The sequence below is a fragment of the Corynebacterium accolens genome (genome assembly GCF_023520795.1).
Taxonomy (GTDB): domain Bacteria; phylum Actinomycetota; class Actinomycetes; order Mycobacteriales; family Mycobacteriaceae; genus Corynebacterium; species Corynebacterium accolens.
In genome coordinates this window covers 625,425-641,504 of record NZ_CP046605.1, presented here as the reverse complement: position 1 = coordinate 641,504, position 16,080 = coordinate 625,425, and the positions used below count along the sequence as shown (strand labels likewise).

The 16,080-nt window shown below is 60.2% G+C and carries 14 protein-coding genes; 6 read left to right on the top strand and 8 right to left on the bottom strand.

Annotated features, from left to right (window positions below):
• Positions 1 to 4: 4 nt before the first annotated feature.
• Positions 5 to 514, bottom strand: a complete 510-nt coding sequence (locus CACC_RS03125; RefSeq protein ID WP_005277451.1) for a 2'-5' RNA ligase family protein — start codon at positions 512 to 514, stop codon at positions 5 to 7.
• A gap of 278 nt (positions 515 to 792) precedes the next feature.
• On the opposite strand from CACC_RS03125, the gene CACC_RS03120 reads away from it, so the two are divergent.
• From CACC_RS03120 to CACC_RS03105, 4 genes are all read left to right on the top strand, one after another.
• Positions 793 to 2,739, top strand: a complete 1,947-nt coding sequence (locus CACC_RS03120) for a fructose-specific PTS transporter subunit EIIC (protein WP_005277449.1) — start codon at positions 793 to 795, stop codon at positions 2,737 to 2,739.
• A 145-nt stretch (positions 2,740 to 2,884) separates the two neighbouring features.
• Entirely contained in the window at positions 2,885 to 3,646 is a 762-nt protein-coding gene (locus tag CACC_RS03115; RefSeq protein WP_005277447.1) for a LamB/YcsF family protein, read from the top strand.
• Positions 3,646 to 5,247 (top strand): 5-oxoprolinase subunit B/C family protein, encoded by a 1,602-nt coding sequence (locus CACC_RS03110; protein WP_005277446.1) that lies wholly within the window; start codon positions 3,646 to 3,648, stop codon positions 5,245 to 5,247. The genes CACC_RS03115 and CACC_RS03110 overlap by 1 nt, the downstream gene beginning before the upstream one ends.
• Entirely contained in the window at positions 5,237 to 7,030 is a 1,794-nt protein-coding gene (locus CACC_RS03105) for an acetyl/propionyl/methylcrotonyl-CoA carboxylase subunit alpha (RefSeq protein ID WP_005277444.1), read from the top strand. Before CACC_RS03110 ends, CACC_RS03105 begins: the two co-directional genes overlap by 11 nt.
• Here the strand turns inward: CACC_RS03105 and CACC_RS03100 are convergent.
• On the bottom strand, positions 7,027 to 8,154 hold the full coding sequence (locus CACC_RS03100; protein ID WP_035108328.1) for an ATP-binding protein: 1,128 nt from the start codon (positions 8,152 to 8,154) through the stop codon (positions 7,027 to 7,029). The genes CACC_RS03105 and CACC_RS03100 overlap by 4 nt on opposite strands.
• Positions 8,155 to 8,298: 144 nt before the next feature.
• Here CACC_RS03100 and CACC_RS03095 point away from each other — a divergent pair, with 144 nt between their 5' ends.
• Positions 8,299 to 8,916: a GntR family transcriptional regulator gene (locus CACC_RS03095; RefSeq protein WP_005277440.1), complete on the top strand. Its 618-nt coding sequence runs from the start codon at positions 8,299 to 8,301 to the stop codon at positions 8,914 to 8,916.
• A 20-nt stretch (positions 8,917 to 8,936) separates the two neighbouring features.
• On the opposite strand, the gene CACC_RS03090 is transcribed toward CACC_RS03095, so the two are convergent.
• The 3 genes from CACC_RS03090 to CACC_RS03080 form a co-directional block, all read right to left on the bottom strand.
• Entirely contained in the window at positions 8,937 to 9,716 is a 780-nt protein-coding gene (locus CACC_RS03090; protein WP_005277438.1) for a putative hydro-lyase, read from the bottom strand.
• Positions 9,707 to 10,870 carry an NRAMP family divalent metal transporter gene (locus tag CACC_RS03085; protein WP_005277435.1) on the bottom strand — a complete coding sequence of 388 codons (1,164 nt, stop codon included), beginning with the start codon at positions 10,868 to 10,870 and terminating at the stop codon, positions 9,707 to 9,709. Before CACC_RS03085 ends, CACC_RS03090 begins: the two co-directional genes overlap by 10 nt.
• Before the next feature lie 160 nt (positions 10,871 to 11,030).
• On the bottom strand, positions 11,031 to 11,981 hold the full coding sequence (locus CACC_RS03080; protein WP_244262132.1) for a DUF559 domain-containing protein: 951 nt from the start codon (positions 11,979 to 11,981) through the stop codon (positions 11,031 to 11,033).
• Positions 11,982 to 12,441: 460 nt separating this feature from the next.
• Here CACC_RS03080 and CACC_RS03075 point away from each other — a divergent pair, with 460 nt between their 5' ends.
• Positions 12,442 to 13,494, top strand: coding sequence for a hypothetical protein (locus CACC_RS03075; protein WP_023016874.1), 1,053 nt, complete (start codon positions 12,442 to 12,444; stop codon positions 13,492 to 13,494).
• Positions 13,495 to 13,514: 20 nt separating this feature from the next.
• Here CACC_RS03075 and galK read toward each other — a convergent pair whose 3' ends face one another.
• From galK to CACC_RS03060, 3 genes are read right to left on the bottom strand one after another with little or no spacing between them, the layout of a single operon-like run.
• The gene (gene galK, locus CACC_RS03070; protein WP_005277429.1) at positions 13,515 to 14,741 is read right to left on the bottom strand and encodes a galactokinase; all 1,227 of its coding nucleotides are present in this window, start codon (positions 14,739 to 14,741) and stop codon (positions 13,515 to 13,517) included.
• On the bottom strand, positions 14,734 to 15,828 hold the full coding sequence (gene galT / locus CACC_RS03065; RefSeq protein WP_005277428.1) for a galactose-1-phosphate uridylyltransferase: 1,095 nt from the start codon (positions 15,826 to 15,828) through the stop codon (positions 14,734 to 14,736). Before galT ends, galK begins: the two co-directional genes overlap by 8 nt.
• Positions 15,828 to 16,070, bottom strand: coding sequence for a hypothetical protein (locus CACC_RS03060; protein WP_005277427.1), 243 nt, complete (start codon positions 16,068 to 16,070; stop codon positions 15,828 to 15,830). Before CACC_RS03060 ends, galT begins: the two co-directional genes overlap by 1 nt.
• Between the last annotated feature and the right edge of the window lie 10 nt (positions 16,071 to 16,080).

Sequence of the window (16,080 nt, the reverse complement as noted above, 5' to 3'; positions counted from 1 at the left end):
CTGGCTAGCCTGCCGCTAGCACGGTCTTTTCTTGCGTGCGCGGGCGCCAATACGCAGCTTCTACTGCGTTAAGTTCCTTGAAATGCGAGGACGTCAGTTCATCCATCGCGGTTAAATAGCCGCCCACGTCCTCGCGCGGTAAGCGCAGACCCATCGTCAGATGCGGCGTCCAGCGCGGTCCGCGGCCCTCGGGATTGGCGGCGCTAATCTTCCGCGCTGCTATTTCGAGTTCATCGCTGGTCTCTAATAACCAAGCCACGGTTCGTTTCCGCTTGGTGCCGAAGATGACGTTTCCCACGCGCCGAAACGTCGCCGGAATAACCGCCGGTAAAAGCTCCGCGGCAAGCTCCACAACGTGAGGATCCATCTCCTGCGCGAAGGTCACCGTAATATGCGGGCGCTGGTGTTGCACGGGGAATCCGCGCTCTGCAAGACCTGCAAAGATCTCCCGAATCTGCTCTTCTTCCTTTTCTGGCAGGTAGAGCAGGATATTATCCGGCGATGCTGTACTCACAATGCGGCTTTCTTCATTTCAAGTGGGCACGATTCATTCGTGTGCCCAAGTGCGGGCGGTTTCGGTTCTGTTTCTAGGGTACCGCCGGTCAACACTGGTGCGATCTCCGCGATGCTATAGGTCCCATGCTCAATTTGAGCAAAGTCGCCCCTCAAAAATCGCATCGCGCCCTCAATTGACGCAGAGGAGGATGCGCATAGGACCCTGCACGCCGGACTCTGCACAAAGAACCTTCCAATCTCCTTGTGCTCGTTTAAGCAGGTGCCTTTAATAAGAGTATGAGCACATCAGATTCTTCGCCTTTCATTCTCGCCATCACGGCGTGCCCAACGGGTATCGCCCATACCTATATGGCCGCCGAGAACTTGGAGGCCGCCGCCGAAAAGCTGGGCTACCGCATCAAGATTGAAACGCACGGTTCCATCGGTGTGGAAGGCAGCTTCAGTACACAGGACATCGAGGAAGCCGATGCGATTGTTATCGGTGCCGATACCGTCATTGCAAAGGACCGATTCCACGGCAAGCGCTTGGTGGCCACCGGCGTGGACGAAGCCATCAAGCACCCCGAACAGCTGTTAACCAAGTCATTGGAGGCGGCAGCGTGGAAGGGTGAGGATGAGGGGGCATCGGAAAGCGAGGCGGAGGACGCCGCGGAAGATGCGGGGCTGCGCGGTATTGGGCAGACCATGTACAAGGCGCTGATGAATGGCGTTTCCCACATGATTCCCTTTGTGGTCACCGGCGGATTGCTCATCGCTGTGGCGCTGTCCTTGGGCGGCACGCCCACGCCGGAGGGGCTCTCGATTCCTGAAGATAGCTTCTGGAATACGCTCAATGAGCTCGGTGGCCTGGCATTTTCGCTGATGGTGCCGGTCTTGTCTGGCTACATTGCCGTTGGCATCGCGGATAGGCCGGGGTTAGCGCCAGGCCTTATTACCGGGCTCATCGCCACAACCGGCTCGCTGTACGGGTCCGAGGCTGGCGCCGGATTCTTGGGCGGTATCGTCACCGGTATTCTCTCCGGCTACGTGGCCCTTGCGATCAAGAAGATTCCGGTGCACAAATTCATCGCGCCGATTTGGCCGATTATCGTCATCCCGATTTTCACCACGCTGATAGTGGGCCTAGCCTTCATCTATTTCATCGGCGCGCCGATTGCCAGCGCTTTCGAGGCCATGACCGAATACCTCGGTGGGCTGCAGGGCTCGTCGGCGATTGTGCTGGGTCTTATCATCGGTGCGATGATCGCCTTCGATATGGGCGGGCCCTTCAATAAGACTGCCTTCCTGTTTGGTGGCGGCATGATCGCTGCGGGAAATGCGGCCCCGATGGGTATGGCCGCCGCCGCGATTGCGGTCCCGCCGCTCGCAGTGGGCGTGGCTACCCTCCTGCGCCGGGGTTGGTTCAATAAGGCGGAAACGGATTCCGGTATCGCCGCGCTATTCATGGGATTTTTCGGCATCACCGAAGGCGCCATTCCCCTAGCCGCAGCGCGCCCCCTGCAGGTCATCCCGGCCAACGTGGTGGGCGGTGCTGTGGCCGGTGCCATGGCTGGCGCGTTCGGGGTCCAAGATCATGTCATGCACGGCGGCCCGATCGTCGCCGTCCTCGGCGCGGTGGATCAGGTGGCGTGGTTCTTCGTATCCATGCTCTGCGGCGTTGCCGTGTGTGCTGCGCTCATGCTCCTGCTCATTCGCCTGACGCAACGCTCCCCGGAATCGGACGAGGCCACGGCGGAGTCCACCGCGCTCCCGCTTCTCGATGCCTCCACCATCAGCCTCGATGAGCCACTCGGTAATGACTCCGAGGCCGTCATCAAGTCGCTCGTTTCCCTCGCCGCAGCCGATGGCCGCATTAGCGAAGCCACTGCGGTTGCCGATGCCGCCCTTGTCCGCGAGTCCCAACACTCCACCGGCGTGGGCCACGGCGTGGCAATCCCGCATGCTCGTTCTGCTGGGGTTACCACACCGACGCTGGCCTTCGCCCGGCTTCCCGAAGGTGGCATCACCTGGGGCACCGGAGAAGGACCCACGAGCTTAGCGTTCCTTATCGCCGTGCCCGATGACGCTGGGAAACAGCACTTGAAGCTGCTGTCCACCCTCGCCCGCGCCATCATGAAGGAGGATTTCCGCGCCCAGCTGCACGAGGCCAGCTCCCGCGAAGAGGCAGAAGGGATTATCTCCTCTGTCCTCCAGGTCAAACCCCAAGCCGCCGTGGAGTCTTAGTTTTCTGCCTTGCCCTCGGTCTGTCCGGAAAGGAGCTGTTCCACCGACACCACTCCGCCCAAAAAGTAACCGCCTTCACAAATGGCAGTGGCACGGGTTACACTTGGAACCACACTTATTGTTCAACAATTAAGGATGGTGTTGAATGGCTTCGCTCCACATTGATCTCAACGCGGACTTGGGTGAAACCACCGCTGGCAACCCGGTAGCCGATGATGCCGCGATGCTGGAGATGGTCTCCTCCGCCAATGTCGCCACCGGCTTCCACGCCGGTGACCCGCACTCCATTGCGCAGACCCTTAAGGCTGCAGCGCGTGCGGGAGTAACGGTCGGAGCACACGTGGGCTATAACGATCCGGCCGGTTTTGGCCGCCGCTTTATCGACTACAACGCGGCGGAGCTCGCGGACGAGGTCACCTACCAAATTGGTGCGCTCGATGCGCTGGCGCGCGCCAATGGCACGCGGGTGTCTTATGTGAAGCCGCACGGCGCGATGTACAACACCATCGTCAAGGACGAGGCACAAGCCAAGGGAGTTATCGCAGGCATCAAGGCCTTCGGTGACCTCCCCGTGATGCTGCTGCCGGGCGGCCTCGCGGTCGATATTGCAGAATCCCAAGGCCTCACCGTCATCCGCGAGGCCTTCGCGGATCGCAACTACAACCCCGATGGCACGCTGGTCTCCCGCAAACAGGACAATGCGGTAATGGGGGATGAAGGGGATGTCGTCAAGCGCGTGCTGGAAGTCGCCCAAACCGGCTCTATTACCGCCATCGATGGCACCACGCTCGATGTCGATGCCCAATCCGTGTGCACCCACGGTGACTCACCGGGCTCCGTGAAACTGCTGCGCGGTGTGGTCGAACGCCTCAGCGCGGAAGGAATCGATATTCGGAGCTTTATCTAATGCCGCATATTCACTTCGTTGGCACCCGCGCCCTCCTCATTGATTTGGACGGGCTCGAGCAGGTCATGGCGTGGCACGCGGCGCTGTCCGCTAAACCGCTCAAGAATCAGGTGGATTGCATTGCCGCCGCCACCACGTTGCTCATTACCTTTGAGGCGCCGAATTCCGCGCGCGCGGCCGCGGAGTTCCTGACGGACTTCTCCCCTGCCGCCGCTACCGCGAAGGAGACGCGCACGGTAGACATCGACGTGCTTTACGATGGCGAAGATGTCGACGCCGCCGCCGAGCTCCTCGGCATGTCGCGCGAGGCCTTGATTGACTGGCATACCTCTACCGAGTGGACCGCCGCCTTTGGTGGTTTTGCCCCCGGTTTTACCTACTGCGCGCCTTCTGATCCGGCCCAGGCCAAGGCCGTGCCACGCCGCTCCGATCCGCGCACCGCCGTTCCGGCTGGCGCCGTGGGCATCGCGGGCGAGTTCTCCGCGGTCTACCCGCGCGTTTCCCCAGGTGGCTGGCAGTTGCTCGGCACCACCAATACCCCGATGTGGGATTCACACGCTAACCCACCCGCGCTGGTGCAGCCCGGTGACCGCGTGCGCTACCGCGCAGTGGACGAGCTACCGGACTTGGTGGATCGCAGCGCGGAATCCAAGCGCTCGCCGGCCCGCCTGCCCCGCATGGAGGTCCTCGATGCCGGCCTGCTCACGCTTTTTCAAGACCTTGGCCGCCCCGGCGTAGGTGACTTGGGCGTAACACCCTCCGGTGCCGCCGACCACGCCGCCGCGGCAACCGCGAATGTCGCCGTTGGCAACCCGCGGGGAGCTACGGTGCTAGAAAATATCGGTGGCATTAAGCTGCGCGCGCTGACCGATACCGTCATCTGCGTTACCGGCGCCACCGCCCGCGTCCGCCTGGGTGAGATGCCCGTGCACCTCGCCCGCCCGGTGCTCGTAACCGCTGGCCAGACCGTGACGGTCGGTGCCGCAACGGTGGGCATGCGCAACTACGTGGCCATTCGCGGCGGCATCATTGCTGAATCCGAACTCGGCTCCTCTGCCACCGACATCCTCTCCGGCCTCGGCCCTGATCCCGTCACCACCGGCGATGTCATCGGCGTGCTGCCGCGCTCGACCGGCATGACGGATGCACAATTGGTCAACCCCCTGCGCGTATCCGCTGACTCCGCCGGAAAAACGCGCGCGACACTGCGCTGCGTGCTAGGCCCGCGCGATGACTGGTTTGGCGATAATATCTCTACCTTCCTGGATACCGAATGGGTCGTCTCCTCTGATTCCAACCGCGTTGGCCTGCGGCTTTCCGGGGCTAAAGACAGCGCAGGGGCTTCCGAAATCACCGTGCAGCGCGTGAAGGACGGCGAGCTCCCCTCTGAGGGAATGGTGGCCGGTTCCATCCAGATCCCACCGAATGGCAAGCCGGTGGTCTTCCTGCGCGACCACGCCGTCACCGGCGGCTACCCCGTCATCGCCACCGTGCTGGAAGAAGATATCGACATCGCCGCGCAGCTCCCGCCCGGCGCGCGCGTGACCTTCCGCCTCGTGACACCCCAAGCTTTAAATACTGGAGAAGAAAATGCAGATTAAAACCGTCCTCATTGCTAACCGCGGCGAAATCGCCGTGCGCATCGCCCGCGTAGCCCGCGACTTGGGTATTAAGTCCGTCGCCATTTATTCCGAGGCCGACGCCGGTGCCCTGCACACCCAGGTTGCCGATGAAGCCTATGCGCTGCCCGGCAATACCGCCGCCGATACTTACATGAATATCCCGGCGCTGCTGGATATCGCCGTGCGCACCGGCGCCGATGCCATCCACCCGGGCTACGGTTTCCTCTCCGAAAACGCCGACTTTGCCCGCACCGTCACCGATGCCGGCATGGTGTGGATCGGCCCATCCCCGGAGTCCATCGAGCTGTTGGGCGATAAGATTGCCGCGCGCCGCGTGGCCGAAGAGGTCGGCGCGCCCCTGGCTCCGGGCACCTCCGATCCGATTGATGATTGGCAGGAGGCCCGCGCCTTTGCTGAGGAGCATGGGCTGCCGATTGCCATCAAGGCCGCTTATGGCGGCGGCGGGCGCGGCCTTAAAGTCGTGGACTCCATGGATGAGATCGAAGGCGCGTTCAACTCCGCCGGGCGCGAGGCTATGGAGGCATTCGGCCGCGCCGAGTGCTACGTGGAGAAGTTCCTGACCCACCCGCGCCACGTAGAGGCGCAGGTCCTGGCGGATACCCACGGCAACGTCCGCGTGCTAGGCACCCGCGATTGCTCCACCCAGCGCCGCTTCCAAAAGCTCATCGAGGAGGCCCCGGCACCTGCGCTTTCCGATGCCCAGCGCACCGGCATCATCGAAGGTGCCCGCTCCATCTGCTCCCACGTGGGCTATACCGGAGCCGGCACCGTGGAATACATCGTTTCCGAGGACGGCACCATCTCCTTCTTGGAGGTCAATACCCGCGTCCAGGTCGAGCACCCCGTAACCGAGGTGGTGACCGGCACCGATATCATCGCCGAGCAATTCCGCATCGCCGCGGGCGAGCCTCTGTCTATCTCTGAGGATCCAGCCTCCACCGGCCACGCCTTCGAGTTCCGCATCAATGCCGAAGACATCCTCAACGGCTTTGCCCCCTGCCCCGGCACCATCGTCTCCTTCGAGCCGCCCACCGGCCCCGGCATCCGCGTCGATTCTGCTGTCCGCTCGGGATCCATTATCCCGCCGTACTATGACTCGCTCATTGCCAAGCTCATCGTCTGGGGCCCCACGCGCGAGGTGGCCCTCGCCCGTTCGCGCCAGGCGCTGCGCGAATTCGACGTCTCCGGCGTGCGCACCGTGCTGCCCTTCCACCGCGACATGATGGACGAGCCAGCACTTATTGGCACCCCGTCTTCCGCCGAGGCCGATGCGGGTGCCAGCGACATCGGCGTGTTCACCGACTGGCTCGACCACAACTACCGGCCCTCTGCCGCCAACCGGGTAGACAAGGTCGAGGCCATCTACACCAAGCGCCGGACGGTAGCGGTGGAAATCGATGGCAAACTCGTCAATATCGGCGTGCCCATGGACTTCCTCGCTGGTGCTGGTGCCGGCGCTGGCGCGGGCGCCGCGGGTGATTCTGGTGCCACTGCCACCGCTCCCTCGACGGCCGGGGCACAGTCCAGCGACGATAACGCGGTCACCTCCCCCTTCGAGGCCAACCTCGTGGCCTGGAATGTATCCGATGGCGATAGCGTCTCCGAAGGAGATTCCATCGCCACGGTCGAGGCCATGAAGATGGAATCTGCCATCAAGGCCCCGCGCGGCGGCACCATCAAGATCCTCGCTGAAGAGGGCGACCGCCTGGATTCCGCGACGGTGATTGCGACCATCGACTAGCGCGTGCTGCGCAAATACTCGCCAAGGTAGGGCAAAAGGAAATGCACGGTTCCGTAGCTGCGGCTAGCGATGAGATCGCGTTCTAAAAGCAGCTTGCGGGCCATGGAAATGGCATTGGGAGTCTTGCCCAGGTGCGCCGCGATGGCACCGGTGGGAATATCAGCCCCGTGTTCGGATTCCAGCTCCGCCATGGCGTTGAGAAAAGCGCGCTGGGCGTCAGGAACATTCTTCAACGCAATCCTGTGCACCTGGTTGCCCATATGCGCTGGAATCTCGCGCGCAATAGAGGACACGTGACGCTCTTCGATGGCATCCGCCCCATCGAGTACCGCACGGGTCCACGCCAAAGCACCGACCAGCTGCAATAGGTACGGATACCCCTGCACCAATGCGGTCGCCTCCTTTAAAGCGCGCTCGCTGAAACCGCGCCCAGCCGCGGTGGCGGTGCTCTGCAAGGTTTCGGCTACGGTGGCATCATCAAGCAGCCCCAAATCCAGCCGTTGAGCGCGGCGCAAAAAGGTGGTGCCCTCGTGCTCCAATAGCTCTTCTACCCCAAACGTCAATCCCGCGGCGGCGAAGGCAATATCGTACTCGTCGCGAATGAGATCCTGGATGGCGGTGGCAAGTTGCGCAAGCTCATCCACGCTGGCCGCTTGCACCTCATCGACGGTCAATAGGACGCCCGCATCATGCGCACGCGCGGCCTTCAGGAGGCTGCGCAGCCGCGAAACCAAGCTGGGTTGGGCCTGGTTGTGGGGCAATTGCGTCGTTACAGATCCCACGCCCGCCACAGAAAATCCCGTGATCTTTCGGCCCGGAGTCTCCGTATAGTCCAGCTCCTCTATGGCTTCCGGAATCGTGGAATCGCGCAGCTGCGCCACCATCTGGGCATCCGCATAGGCGCGGATGACAACCCACCCAAGGCGGCGCGCGGATTCTTCAAACTCATTGAGAAGTACCGTTTTGCCCACCCCGCGCGTACCGCTGACCAGCAAGGCGCGCTGCATGGCGCCCACGCCACCCAGGAGCCCATAGTTAAACGAGCTGATTTCAAATTCGCGCCCGGCCAGCTGCACCGGCGACGCGCCGAAACTGGGGCGAAAAGGATTCTTATCCGGAATCACTCTGACAGACCTCCCATTTAGATCCTTTAGAACTATGGTTTCAGTTTAGATCCTTTAGAACTTTGCCACCTCTTTAGAACTTTTAGATCTTTAAGTCATACGGAATGGCCGTTGACGCCTCACCCATTCAGTAAGGTGAGGGTCATGCTTTCCCAGTCCGTCGCCACCGCTTTGCGCCAAGAGATGTCGGCCGGCAATTTTCAGCCCGGCGAGCAGCTCAGTGAGGTAAAGGTGGCCGAGCAATTCGGTTGCTCCCGCAATACCCTCCGCGAGGCCTTTACCACGCTCGCCGCCGAGCGCCTGGTCGAGCGCATCCCCCACCGCGGCGTCTTCATCGCCACCCCGGATGCCGCCTATATCCGCGATTTATTCGCCGCTCGCGCCGCCATCGAGCCGGCCGCCGTGCGGTGGGGCGCATTTGCCGATGCCCCCTCGCTCATCTCCCTCGCCTCCTCCGCCTTCGAGTGCGCAAGGCGCAATAAGCACCAGGAAGTCTCCTCCATTAACCAGCGCTTCCACCAAGCACTGGTAGCAGGGCTAGGTTCCGCTACCTTGGATGAGCAGATGAGCAACCTGCTCGCGCGCATGCGGCTTACCTTCTTATTGGTCATCCCGCGCTACCCGCAGCTGCACGCCGAGCACATTCAAGACAACGTTGCTGTAGCCACGCTCATCGCGGACGGAAAACGCGAAGAGGCCACCACGCACTTGCGCGATAGCCTCTTAGAAACCTGCGATACCATCTTGTCCTTCACAGACTAAGTAAGCGGCGGGGTAAATGCCTAAGGGATGAGGTACTCCGCATCGCGGGCATTGGTCACCAGCATCTTGCCCGGCGCATGGGAAATGGCCAGCTCTGGCTTTGATTCCATCACGATGGCCTGCGGGGTAACCCCACACGCCCAAAAGACGGGCAGGCAACCTTCTGGAATATCCACCGCATCACCAAAGTCTGGGTGTGCTAAATCCGCGATGCCGATAGCCGCCGGATCCCCCACATGCACCGGTGCACCATGCACGGACGGATAGCGGGAGGTAATGCGCACCGCATCGGAGACCTGCGATGCCGGAATCGGGCGCATCGATACCACCATTGGCCCGGAGAATACGCCCGCAGGAGTAGTGGGGATATTCGTCCGGTACATCGGCACATTGCGCTGCTGTTCGATATGCGCGATCTCTATACCCGCATCCACCAACGCCGTTTCAAAGGTAAACGAACAGCCGATGAGGAAGCTGACCATGTCGGGGGTGTAATAGGAGGTGGCATCGGCAAGCGTGGCCGTGTGCTCACCGTTTTCAAAGATGCGATAGGCCGGAATATCGGTGCGAATATCGCCACCAGGCAGCAGATCCGAGGTGTACTGCCCCGCCTCAAGTACACCGACGATGGGGCACGGCTTGGGGTTGCGCTGGGCAAAGAGCAGGAAGTCGAAGGCGTATGCGCTGGGCAGCGAGAGCAGGTTGGCCTGCATGTAGCCCCGCGCGTGCCCGGCGGTGGTGGTCATCTCGTGGGTGCGCGCGAACTCGCGCACCTCTTCTGGCGTGTGCATTATGCCCATATTGCTGTGATTCCTGAGACTGCGCGGAGGCCGATGAAAATGGTAAGCAACCAGGCCAAGCCGCCAAGGATAAGCAGCCACTTTGGATACTTATAACCCTGCAGCAGATCCTTGCGGCGCCAAGCTACCCACATCACCAGCGCGAAGCCGATGGGAAGGATGAGCCCGTTAATCGCACCGGCGAAGATCAAGAGCTTTTGCGGCGCGGAATTGATTATTACAAAAATGACCGTGCAGACCGCAATGAAGATAACGGTGAAGATATTACGGGTCCGGGCCGGGGTTTCCTGGGTGGTCACGAAGGATACCGAGGTATAGGCGGCGCCGATGACGGAAGACAGGCCCGCGGCAAAAAGCACCATGCCAAATGCACGGAGGCCGAATTCACCGGCCGCGTGGTAGAAGGCATCGGCGGCGGTATTATTTTCTTTTAGCGTGACGCCGGTAGCCACCACACCCAATACCGCTAAGAAGAGCAGCATGCGCATAATACCGGTGACGATGATGCCGCTGACGGAGGTCCGCGTAATATTCTTGACGTTTTCAACGCCGGATAAGCCTGCATCGATCAACCGGTGCGCGCCGGCGAAAGTAATATAGCCGCCGACGGTACCGCCGATGATGGTGGTAATGACGAAGAAATCGATTTCACCCGGCGCGACGGTATTCTTCAGCGCCTCCCCTACCGGCGGCTGGCTGACGATGGCCACATACAGCATGAGCAGGATCATCACCGCGCCCAGGGCGGCCACGAGACGGTCCAACGCCATTCCAGCGCGGCGGGAGAGGAAGATGAAAACCGCAATCGCCGCCGCAATGACGCCACCGATGCGGGCATCGATGCCCAGCATCGCGTTCAAGCCCAAGCCTGCGCCGGCGATATTACCGATATTAAAAATCGCACCGCCGAAAAAGACGAAGCCTGCGAGAACCCAGCCCAAGCCGGGCAGGACAGTATTTCCCAAGGTATTGGCGCGCATTCCCGTCACGCAGAGCACGCGCCACACATTGAGCTGGATGGCAATGTCCACGAGGATGGACAGCGCAATCGCGAAGGCAAAAGAAGCGCCCATCTGGACGGTAAAGACCGAAGTCTGGGTCAAAAAGCCCGGACCGATAGCCGAGGTAGCCATGAGGAACATGGCGCCTGCCATGGCGCCGATGCCCTTGGGCGGGGCGGAAGCCTGTTTTTCAGCACTCACTAATTTCACCTTTCGTGACGCCGGTCTCTCCTAAATGTGATTCGCATCATCATAATTGCTCCCCCGGAGGTTGTTCAACAACATTTATGGCAAGGGGTGCTGCGGGGGTGATCTACGCTACTTTTCCCGCCTTTCGCTCCAGGTATTCAACTATTGTCTCTACGACCCTATTCGGGTCATTGACCAGCTCTTTTGGCCCAAATCTCAATACCGTAAATTGCTGGTTTTCGATTTCTCGTTGCCGGCGCATCTGTTCCTTGACCACTGTTTCCGGCGCTGTCCCATACGTACCGTCGTACTTAGTGTCCCCGTCGACCTCGATAATGAGCCACCCATCGATACATAAGTCAGCCCGATACTTTCCCAATACGCGAAATTGAGGATACACAGTGGCAGCGGGAATCCTTTCAATAATTAACGCCCGCAAAAGCGACTCGTACGGTGATTCGGAACCGGCATACGCATGCTTGACTACCATTTTCATGGGGATAGGCCCCTTCATCCGAGCCATCGCTGCCCGTGTTTCCTTCAGATCTTCTACCGAAACCAGGCCCGCACGTAACGCGGAATCGACCGCAACAAGCCCCTCCGCAAACCCATGTAGCCTGGCGATATCCAAGCATGTCCGCGCCGGATTCGTCACGCGGACTCCAGCCCTTTCCACCGTTGTTTCCTCTATCCGAGCCATTCGGTAATACTTTCGCGGCCACTGCGTTTGCGGTGGGATACTTCCTGACGGCGAGGCAAGTTCAATGATCTCGTTTCTTCGAGGAATCACCCAAATTCCCCAAATACGCGCAGCTGACTTAGCCACCAACGATGCCCTGTGCGCACTTAGGCCGGCCCCTAAAGTAAGGGCCAACTGTTGCTTATGCCATGGCCAGCTTTCCCACGTCGTTGTTTTTACTGCAATCCAGGGTGCAACCCGCTTTAGTTCTCCTGAGTAGAGCGCTGGATAGTAAGGACTAGTTAAACCTGCATAACGAAGATTAATGAACTCATGATTTAACATGCTCTTTATCTTCGCCGCTTCTTGGAGAAACTGCTGAGCGTGATGCTCCAAATGGTCACATTCTGAGCTCCTTGCGGGACACCTGCACCGAACGGGTGCCAATCCCACGAGACGGGCGACTAACACCTTTTGCGAAGGCCCGGAAGTCGGTCGCTTTGGTCAGAGTTCGAAGGTCAGCCTCCTATGGTCAACCTCCACTGCAATAACTGAGCAAACTGGCGCCTCAAATATCGCAAATCTTCTTCAAATATTGCATAGGACCCTGCACATTTTGCGAAGCTCCCTGAGGAGGCCTTCGAGCTGCCGGTTGCGGAGTATGCTGAAGCGGCTTTGCGCAGCTTTTGGCGGAGCTTCTGAGGGGCCCTTTGAACAGCCCACCGTACAGCTCTTTGCGGCACTGTTGCGGTCCGGACCGCAACGAGTACTAGAACTATCGCGAACCTTCACGAATCGAGCCCACATCAGGCGCGTGCAGCTCACCGCTGGAATGGGGCGTGATTTACTAGAACCAATGGAACCCCTCGAGCTCTCAGCACTTACCGGCACGCAATCGCGCACCTATGGCACCCGCAAAATCACCAAGGACATGGTATCTGCGCCGGTCCATGTGGCGATCGCGTTGTGGGATGAACGCTGGGATTCAGCGGAGGATGGAACCATCGAGGGGTGGGTCATTGCGGTCAATACCGCCCAGGCACGCTTCGTGCGCAAAGGCCAGATCAAAAAAGGCGATATCGTTAAAGTTGCGGTACGCGAGCTGCAACGCGCCCTGCACGGAATCGATGGGCGCACCTGGATTGTCACCGGGCGCAGGCAAAATGCGCTCCGAGCGGCGCTCGAGAAGCGCGGCTATACGGTGACGGGGAGCTTTGCGGGGGAGAATCGGGCATCGGCAAGCGCGAGCTCCGCACGCCGCAAACAAGCTGGCCTGACCGCGCGGAAGGCGCGCAAGCTGGGCGAGGCCCCGAAAAAGAAAGAAGCCAACCACGTCGAAACGCCAGAGGCGAAATGGTGGCCCAACTTCTCGCACACGACGTCGTGGCCGGCGGGCGCGGTAGCGCGCATCGCTACCGACGCCTCCTCCGATACCGTATTCAAGGGCTCGATGTGTTTCGTGGCGGGAAACGGTGACTACCGCCTGCGCACCCGCGAGACGAAAGCTAGCACGGACGAACTGGAACTAGAAGCGCTCACGCTCGCGTTAAAGTACCTGCTCAAGGTAGGTGCGACAAAGGCTGTCATCGAATCCGATTCTGTTGCGGCATTGGATGCGGTCAACCACATTGTGCACAAGAAAGGCTCGAAGGCGGCACGATCTGGACGCAGGTGGCGCGGTGTCTCGTCTGGCGCGCGTTCCCGGTTCCAACAGGCCTGGGGCGACCTCGAAGGCACCTGCGAGGTGGATATTCGCAGGGTGCTCGGCCATGCTGGGGATCCGCTCAATCGCGCCGCCGATCAGATTGCGTATATGGGGCTGCGCGCCATTGCCCACCCCATGAAGCAATCGCGGCCTACCTTGCAAAGCGGGATCAGCAAGGCGCTCAAGGCGGTAAAGCCCCGGTAACGGTTACCGCCGCAGCACGCTTAGTGCAATCGGCGCGCGCCCTCTCCAGGGCGGGCCACCACGAAGGTCGGAGCGGGAAAGCCCTGCTGTGCCGCTGCTTCTTCAATAGCCTGCGCGGTCGCGTCCACGTCGTTCTTCGCTATTAGGGCGATAACTGCGCCGCCAAAGCCACCGCCAGTCATGCGCGCACCGAGCTCACCTGCCGCGTTAAAAGCAGAGTCGAGTTCGGGCGTTGTGACCTCGTAAAGATCCCGCAGCGAGCCATGGCTATCGCGCATCAGCTGGCGAAATGTGTCCAAATCAGATGCGCACAAGGCGGAAGCAGCGCTCAAGGTGCGCTCGGTTTCTTCCACCACATGGCGCACGCGCCTTTGGTACAGCTCGGCCGAATCCGAGGACTTTTCGGCAACGATTGCGGCAAAGTCCACGGCATCCGGAATATCGCGGATGGTGCACCCAGCTGCGGATTGCACGTCATCGATAACTCCGCGGCGGGAGGCGTATTGGCCATCGGAAAGCGTGTGAGGTGCGTTGGTATCCGCAATGAGCAGCACCAAGTCTTGGGAGGCGATATCGAATGGGATGCGTTCGACGGCACCGGTAGCAAAATCGAGGAATAAGGCCTTTCCACGCTGCCCAAAGAGGCTGGCATTTTGATCCAGTCCCCCGGTGGAGGCGCCAACCACCTCGTTCTCCGCGCGAATACAGGCTTCAACGAGCCCGGCGCGGGCAGCGTCATCGGGTAAATGCCCATGGTCAAGCTCATAAGCCGCTACGGCAATAGAGCACTCCAACGCTGCAGAACTGGATAAACCAGAGCCAACGGGAACGTCCGATACAATCGCGATATCGAGTCCATCGCATTGCAATAGATCGGCTTCCACCGCCGCCCAAATTGTGCCAGCGACGTAGCCTGACCAGTCAGCGGGATGCCTCGGCCACACGCTAGAAAGCGGGACACAGGCCTGAGCTACGGAACCATCGAATTCCGATGCAATGCGAATTGCGCCATCTGTACGCGGGCGCACGGCCACGGCCGTATTTTGTTCCAAGGCAAAAGGAATGGATGCGCCACCGGCATAGTCAATATGCTCGCCGATGAGGTTTACCCGCCCTGGAGCCGCCCACACCCCCACCGGCTCAGGGGCAGCAGCACCTGCCTCATCTTCAGCGAAAGTCTCCACGAAAAGCCGATGGGCAGCGGTTGCGAGTTCCTCGTCCGTGCGCGTAGTAAACCAATTAGGCATCCCAGACCTCCTTAAAGCGTGCAGCGATGCGTTCTGGGGTGGTGTCATTAATCCACACTCCCTGCGCGGATTCAGACCCGGCAAGATACTTCATGCGATTTGGCGAGCGCATGAGAGAAAAGAGTTGCAGGTGCATGCGGATGCCCTCGCGGACAGACGGATCCACTGGCGCTTGGGTCCATCCAGCAATGTATGGGGTCTTTTCCACACCTTCAAAGAAGCGGTCAACCGCGGAATAGAGCTTTTTCAACAGGGGCGCTAAATCGGCGCGTTGCTCTTCGTTCAGCGCAGAAAAGTCTGGGACGTCCTCGTTCGGTAGCACCATCGCCTCCAGCGGCCACTTAGCAGCCGCTGGAACGAGGACAGTGAAATGCTCAGTCTCCGCGATAATGTGATTGCTAGCTTCCCGTTCCCTATCGAGAAGATCCTGGAAAAGATCGCCGTCATAGGCGCGAACCGAATCCACAATGGAGCGCAACCGTGGGGAAAGGAATGGATAAGAATAAATCTGGCCATGCGGGTGCTGGAGGGTAACCCCGATTTCTTCCCCGCGATTTTCAAAGGGGAATACTTGCTGCACTCCGTCGATGGCGGATAATGCGGCGGTGCGGTGTGCCCAGGCCTCGATCACGGTGCGAATACGGGATTCAGGCAAATCGCGGAATGAAAGGGTTGGGTCCTCGGTAAAGCACACCACCTCGCAACGGGCATGGGCTGGCAGGCGCGGGACCATGCCGAGGAGCTCATCATTATCCGGCTCCTCAATCGTGGCGGCCATGGAGAAAGAGGGAAAGCGGTTTTCAAAAACCACCACGTCATAGCTGGGGCTGGGAATCTCAGTAGGCAGTTGGTCTGGCCGCGTCGGGGCTAGAGGGTTCTCATTTGCCGGCGGCATGAAGGTTCTGTTCATGCGGTGTGCGGCGAAAGCAACCCAGTCTCCCGTCAAGGGATCGCGCCGCATTTCGGAAGCGGGAGCAACGGTGGGAATATCGCGGGCATCATCAAGCACGCGGTCGGAATGCGGCTGATCGTCGAAGTAGATGATCTCGCGGCCATCGGCAAGCGTGGCATGGGTGATATCAACCATTACTCTTCTCCTGGAATCCGAATGGGCTTAAAGCGGGCCCAAAGGGCGAATAGTACCGCTACGGCAAGCATTCCGAGGCCTGCCCACAAGTTATCCGCTGCTTCTTTTGGCATGGCGGTATCTGGGTTAATGCCTGGGTCAAGGAAGAAATAACAAGCAATGAGAATAATTCCGTACAGGCCTAATAAGGCGCCAATCACATTGCGCAAGTCAAACGCGCCTGCGTGTTTTTTATCAGACATGAGCTACTCC

What these genes read in the sequence shown, in the direction of transcription:
- CACC_RS03115 (WP_005277447.1), top strand. Translation starts at nt 2,885, where the DNA reads ATGGCTTCGCTCCACATTGATCTCAACGCGGACTTGGGTGAAACCACC.
- galT (WP_005277428.1), bottom strand. Translation starts at nt 15,828, where the DNA reads ATGGTTGATATCACCCATGCCACGCTTGCCGATGGCCGCGAGATCATC.
- CACC_RS03120 (WP_005277449.1), top strand. Translation starts at nt 793, where the DNA reads ATGAGCACATCAGATTCTTCGCCTTTCATTCTCGCCATCACGGCGTGC.
- CACC_RS03075 (WP_023016874.1), top strand. Translation starts at nt 12,442, where the DNA reads ATGGAACCCCTCGAGCTCTCAGCACTTACCGGCACGCAATCGCGCACC.
- CACC_RS03105 (WP_005277444.1), top strand. Translation starts at nt 5,237, where the DNA reads ATGCAGATTAAAACCGTCCTCATTGCTAACCGCGGCGAAATCGCCGTG.
- CACC_RS03090 (WP_005277438.1), bottom strand. Translation starts at nt 9,716, where the DNA reads ATGGGCATAATGCACACGCCAGAAGAGGTGCGCGAGTTCGCGCGCACC.
- CACC_RS03085 (WP_005277435.1), bottom strand. Translation starts at nt 10,870, where the DNA reads ATGGCAGGCGCCATGTTCCTCATGGCTACCTCGGCTATCGGTCCGGGC.
- CACC_RS03060 (WP_005277427.1), bottom strand. Translation starts at nt 16,070, where the DNA reads ATGTCTGATAAAAAACACGCAGGCGCGTTTGACTTGCGCAATGTGATT.
- CACC_RS03095 (WP_005277440.1), top strand. Translation starts at nt 8,299, where the DNA reads ATGCTTTCCCAGTCCGTCGCCACCGCTTTGCGCCAAGAGATGTCGGCC.
- galK (WP_005277429.1), bottom strand. Translation starts at nt 14,741, where the DNA reads ATGCCTAATTGGTTTACTACGCGCACGGACGAGGAACTCGCAACCGCT.
- CACC_RS03110 (WP_005277446.1), top strand. Translation starts at nt 3,646, where the DNA reads ATGCCGCATATTCACTTCGTTGGCACCCGCGCCCTCCTCATTGATTTG.